The organism is Mesorhizobium sp. M7A.F.Ca.CA.003.01.2.1 (genome assembly GCF_003998945.1).
Taxonomy (GTDB): domain Bacteria; phylum Pseudomonadota; class Alphaproteobacteria; order Rhizobiales; family Rhizobiaceae; genus Mesorhizobium; species Mesorhizobium ciceri.
Genome location: NZ_RZRA01000478.1, coordinates 1 through 4,230, shown reverse-complemented (window position 1 = coordinate 4,230; position 4,230 = coordinate 1). Strand labels below are relative to the sequence as shown.

At 62.6% G+C, this 4,230-nt stretch carries 4 protein-coding genes and 1 pseudogene; 3 read left to right on the top strand and 2 right to left on the bottom strand.

The window, feature by feature from the left end; genetic code table 11:
* Together EN969_RS19140 and EN969_RS19135 are read right to left on the bottom strand one after the other, a co-directional pair.
* The coding region (locus tag EN969_RS19140; protein WP_164758348.1) for a hypothetical protein at positions 1-173 on the bottom strand (173 nt) is incomplete at its 3' end.
* A gap of 113 nt (positions 174-286) precedes the next feature.
* Positions 287-784, bottom strand: a complete 498-nt coding sequence (locus EN969_RS19135; protein ID WP_013531265.1) for a (2Fe-2S)-binding protein — start codon at positions 782-784, stop codon at positions 287-289.
* A 263-nt stretch (positions 785-1,047) separates the two neighbouring features.
* Between EN969_RS19135 and EN969_RS19130 the strand changes: the two genes are divergently transcribed.
* The 3 genes and pseudogenes from EN969_RS19130 to EN969_RS19120 form a co-directional block, all read left to right on the top strand.
* Entirely contained in the window at positions 1,048-2,232 is a 1,185-nt protein-coding gene (locus tag EN969_RS19130; RefSeq protein WP_050580471.1) for an FIST signal transduction protein, read from the top strand.
* Positions 2,233-2,246: 14 nt separating this feature from the next.
* Complete coding sequence (locus EN969_RS19125; RefSeq protein ID WP_013531263.1) at positions 2,247-3,587, top strand: hybrid sensor histidine kinase/response regulator; 1,341 nt, start codon at positions 2,247-2,249, stop codon at positions 3,585-3,587.
* 99 nt (positions 3,588-3,686) lie between these two features.
* Positions 3,687-4,230 (top strand): annotated as a pseudogene (locus EN969_RS19120) (hypothetical protein); the annotation flags it as partial.

The window sequence follows — 4,230 nt, the reverse complement described above, 5'->3', positions numbered from 1 at the left end:
TGGGCCTTCTTCACATCGATCTTCTTGATCTGCGCATGCGCGTGCGGACTGCGCACGAAGGCGGCGTGCTTCATGCCGGGAACCACCATGTCGTCGACATAGCGGCCGGCGCCCGTGATGAATCGTTTGTCTTCCTTGCGCGCGACCCGAGCGCCAACACCTTCAATGCCCATCAGAAATTCCTCCCGAGATTGTAGGGGAGTAGGTGAGTAGGGCAGTACGGCAGTAGGGAAAAATTGGCTCCGATTCCCTACTGCCCTACTGCCTTATTGCCCTACTGCCTCGTTCAAGCCGCTTGTTTCGCCTTACCCTTCGACCCCTTCATCGTCGTCGATGCGGCGAGGATCGCCTTGACGATGTTGTGGTAGCCGGTGCAGCGGCAGATGTTGCCGTCGAGCTCGGCACGCACCGTCGCCTCGTCGAGCCCTTCGGGGTGGCGGCCGATCATGTCGGTCGCCGTCATGATCATGCCCGGCGTGCAGAAGCCGCACTGCAGCCCGTGATGTTCCTTGAAGGCGGCCTGCACCGGATGCAGGTCGGCGCCATTTGCCAGGCCCTCGATCGTCAACACGGTCGAGCCGGAGGCCTGCACCGCGAGCATCGTACAGGATTTGACCGCCTTGCCGTCGACGTGGACGACGCAGGCACCGCATTGCGAGGTGTCGCAACCGACATGCGTGCCGGTAAGGCCGAGATTTTCCCGCAGGAAGTGAACCAGAAGTGTTCGGTCCTCGGCAGCACCGCTGACCCGCTTTCCGTTCACCATCAACGAAACGTCCGACATGGTCCCTCCCTGGGTATCAACCTTGGTCATCACGTTGCCAACGCGGCGTTGGCGCATCGGCCATGCGTTATTGGTACACCGCACATCGGACAAAAAACAGCACGTCGCAAACGCGGCACATTGTACTTTCGGTCATGGCCGCCCCCAAACATGCGGTGCCGGTGGCCCCATTGCCAAACCGCCGATTGAAGGCAACAATGTCGGTCGACGCCCGCGCGCCAGAAGCATTTAAAACAGCCGCGCACAAAAAAGCGTCGGAGGAAATGCGGAGAACATCGCTGGCCAATTCACAGACGCGCTATGCATGCGGCCTGTCGGCGCTCACCACGGACGAGCCCGACATGGAGGCGTTCGCCAAGGCGATCGCACTGGAAGCAGCCGCCATCGACGCGGGCTTTGCCCTGCTGTTCTTTTCCCAGAGCCTGGTCGAAGCCAGCGCCCTTTCCCAGGCGCTCATGACCCACGCGCCGGCGCTCCACCACGCCGGCTGCTCGACTGCCGGCGAGATCACGCCGCAAGGTCTCGAGGATGGTCATGTGCTGGCCATGCTGCTTCCGTCCCCCGCGTTTACCGCCGTCAGCGTGATGGTCGAAAATCTGTCCTCGTCGGGTATGGACAGGATCACCGGCGAGGTCGAGACCCTGCGGCGATCGCTGCGCGCGCGCCTCGGTTGCGATCGGACCAAAGGCACTTTCGCGCTCTGCTTCATCGACGGGCTCTCCTATGCCGAAGAAGCGGTGAGTTCAGCCATCCACTGGGGTCTCGATGACATTCCGCTGCTTGGCGGCTCCGCCGGCGACGATCTGAAATTCGAGACGACGCGCCTGATCTCGAACGGCAAGGTCACCTCCGACAGCGCCATCATCGTGCTGATATCGACCGAAATTCCCTTCCATGTCTTCAAGACCGACAATTTCGTTCCCACCGATGAGAAACTGGTGGTGACGGCTTCCGATCCAGATCACCGCATCGTGCGCGAGTTCAACGCCACCAATGCGGCGCAGGAATATGCCGCGTCCGTCGGTATCGTCGCGCAGATGCTGACGCCACTGAGCTTCGCCTCGCATCCCGTGGTGGTGAAGGTGGGCGGACAATATTATTGCCGGTCGATCCAGAAGATGCATGCCGACGGCTCGCTGTCGTTCTTCTGCGCCATAGACGATGGCGTCGTGCTGTCGATCGCTCAGCCCAAGGACATGGTCGAATCGACGCGCGCCGCCCTGCGCGACGTCGAGGAGAGGCTTGGCGGTATCGACATGATCCTCGGCTTCGACTGCGTGCTGCGCCGGCTGGACGCACGCAATCGGCAGGTGTTTCGCGAAATCTCGGAACTCTACCGGGTCAACAATGTCATCGGTTTCGGCACCTATGGCGAACAGTACCGGTCGATGCATCTGAACCAGACTTTCACCGGCATCGCCTTCGGCGAGCGCCAGGCGGCGGAATAGGACGGCGCAACAAGATGCCGCTGAGGGACATAAACGATCTTGAAAAGCTGAAGAAGATCAACGCGGCACTGGTCAGCCGCGTCGAGCGCTCGATGGACCAGCAAGGCAACGCCTTTTCGCTGTTCCAGACCACGATCTCGCTGGAAAACCGGGTGCGTACACGTACCGAGGAACTTCACTCGACCTTGCGGCGGCTGGAGCAGTCGAACATTGACCTCAGTGCCGCCAAGGAAAACGCCGAACTGGCGAACCTGTCAAAAACCCGTTTCCTCGCCGCTGCCAGTCACGACGTGCTGCAGCCGCTGAATGCCGCCCACCTTTCGGTTTCGGCGCTCGCCGAAGTTCAGACCAGCGACGAGGGCAAGAAACTGGTGCGGCAGGTCGAGCGCTCGCTGGAGACGATGGAGGACCTGCTGCGAACCCTGCTCGACATCTCCAAGCTCGATGCCGGCGTGGTGCAGCCCGACATAAGCGACGTCAGCCTGGAGGCGCTGTTCTCGTCGCTCCGCTCGGATTTCCTGCCGGTGGCGGAGATGAAAGGCCTGTCGCTGAAATTCCGGCCGGTCCATGCCGTGGTCCGCTCCGACCGCACGCTGCTGCGCCGTATCCTGCAGAACATTCTCTCCAACGCGCTGGGCTATACACGCTCGGGCGGCGTGCTTGTCGGCACCAGGCATCGCGGCGACACCATCCGCATCGACGTCGCCGACACGGGCTGCGGCATTCCCGACGACCAGCGCGAGGCGGTGTTCGAGGAGTTCCACCGCGGCACCTCGCCGGCCAATGCCGAACTGGACGGTGGCGGTCTCGGGCTCGGGCTCGCCATCGTGCGCCGCATGGCCAGCGCGCTCGGTCATCCCGTGACATTCTCGTCGAAGGTCGGACGCGGCACGATCTTCCACATCGATGTACCCGTCGGCATCGGTGCGCCAGCCGATGCCATCGCCAGCGTTGCCGACATGGAACGGCCGCGCGGCTATGGCCTGTTCGGCACCAAGGTGCTGCTGGTCGAGAACGATATCGAAGTGCTGCAAGCCATGACCTTCCTGCTCGAACGCTGGCAATGCCTGGTGCGGGCCGCGACCTCGACCGACGATGCGCTCGACATGCTTGGCGACACCGACTGGGTGCCCGACATCGTCATTGCCGACCAGCATCTCGACGGCGGCGATCTCGGCACCACGACCATCGCCGAAGTCCGCGACTATCTCGGCCGCGCCGTGCCGGCGCTGATCGTCACCGCCGACAGTTCGGAAGCCGTCGCCAAGGCCGCCCGCTCCGGCGGCATCGAACTGATGCGCAAGCCGCTGAAGCCGGCCCAACTAAGGGCGCTGCTGGCGCATTTGCTGGCCTGATCACTTCTCACGCGCTATTCCGATCGTCTTGAAAGGAGCGCGTCCTCCCGCGGACAGGTCGCCGACGCGCGCTTTGTTTCGACCGCCACCTACAATGCCGTGTGCGGCCTGCCGGCAACGAAGACAGACCCGAATGGTCTCGTCAAAACCTTTACTTATGACGCCTTCTGCCGGCCCTATCAGGTCTCTCAGAGCGTCACCGGCGCCTATACCAAGACGCGCTTCGAGAACGAGGGCAATCCGGCGACACAGGCGCTGGTCAAGTACACCCCGCTGCCCAATGGCGCGAGTGGGGGCGCCGGCGAGGATTTTACCCGCTCCTTCTATGACGGGCTTGGCCGGGTCTATCGCGTGGAAACCCCCGGAGAGACGGCGGCCAGTGCAAGACGCATTGCCGAGACCGACTACGATCTTCGCGGCAATGTGCTGCGTACCGCCTTCCCGAGGTTCGTCGGTGAGACGGCACAGTGGACCACCAACAGCTACGACTGGGCCGACCGGCTGGTGAAGACGGTCAATCCGGATTCAAGCCAGCGCACTTACTTGAACGAACTGGCCACGGGAACCGGCGTCAACCCACGGCTGAATGCGGTGACGATGACGGACGAGCTTGGCCATCCGACTAAGACAGCATGGACGACAC

Bases quoted from the DNA above. Each gene is read 5' to 3' on its own strand.
- EN969_RS19135 (WP_013531265.1), bottom strand. From the start codon at position 784: ATGTCGGACGTTTCGTTGATGGTGAACGGAAAGCGGGTCAGCGGTGCT.
- EN969_RS19130 (WP_050580471.1), top strand. From the start codon at position 1,048: ATGCGGAGAACATCGCTGGCCAATTCACAGACGCGCTATGCATGCGGC.
- EN969_RS19125 (WP_013531263.1), top strand. From the start codon at position 2,247: ATGCCGCTGAGGGACATAAACGATCTTGAAAAGCTGAAGAAGATCAAC.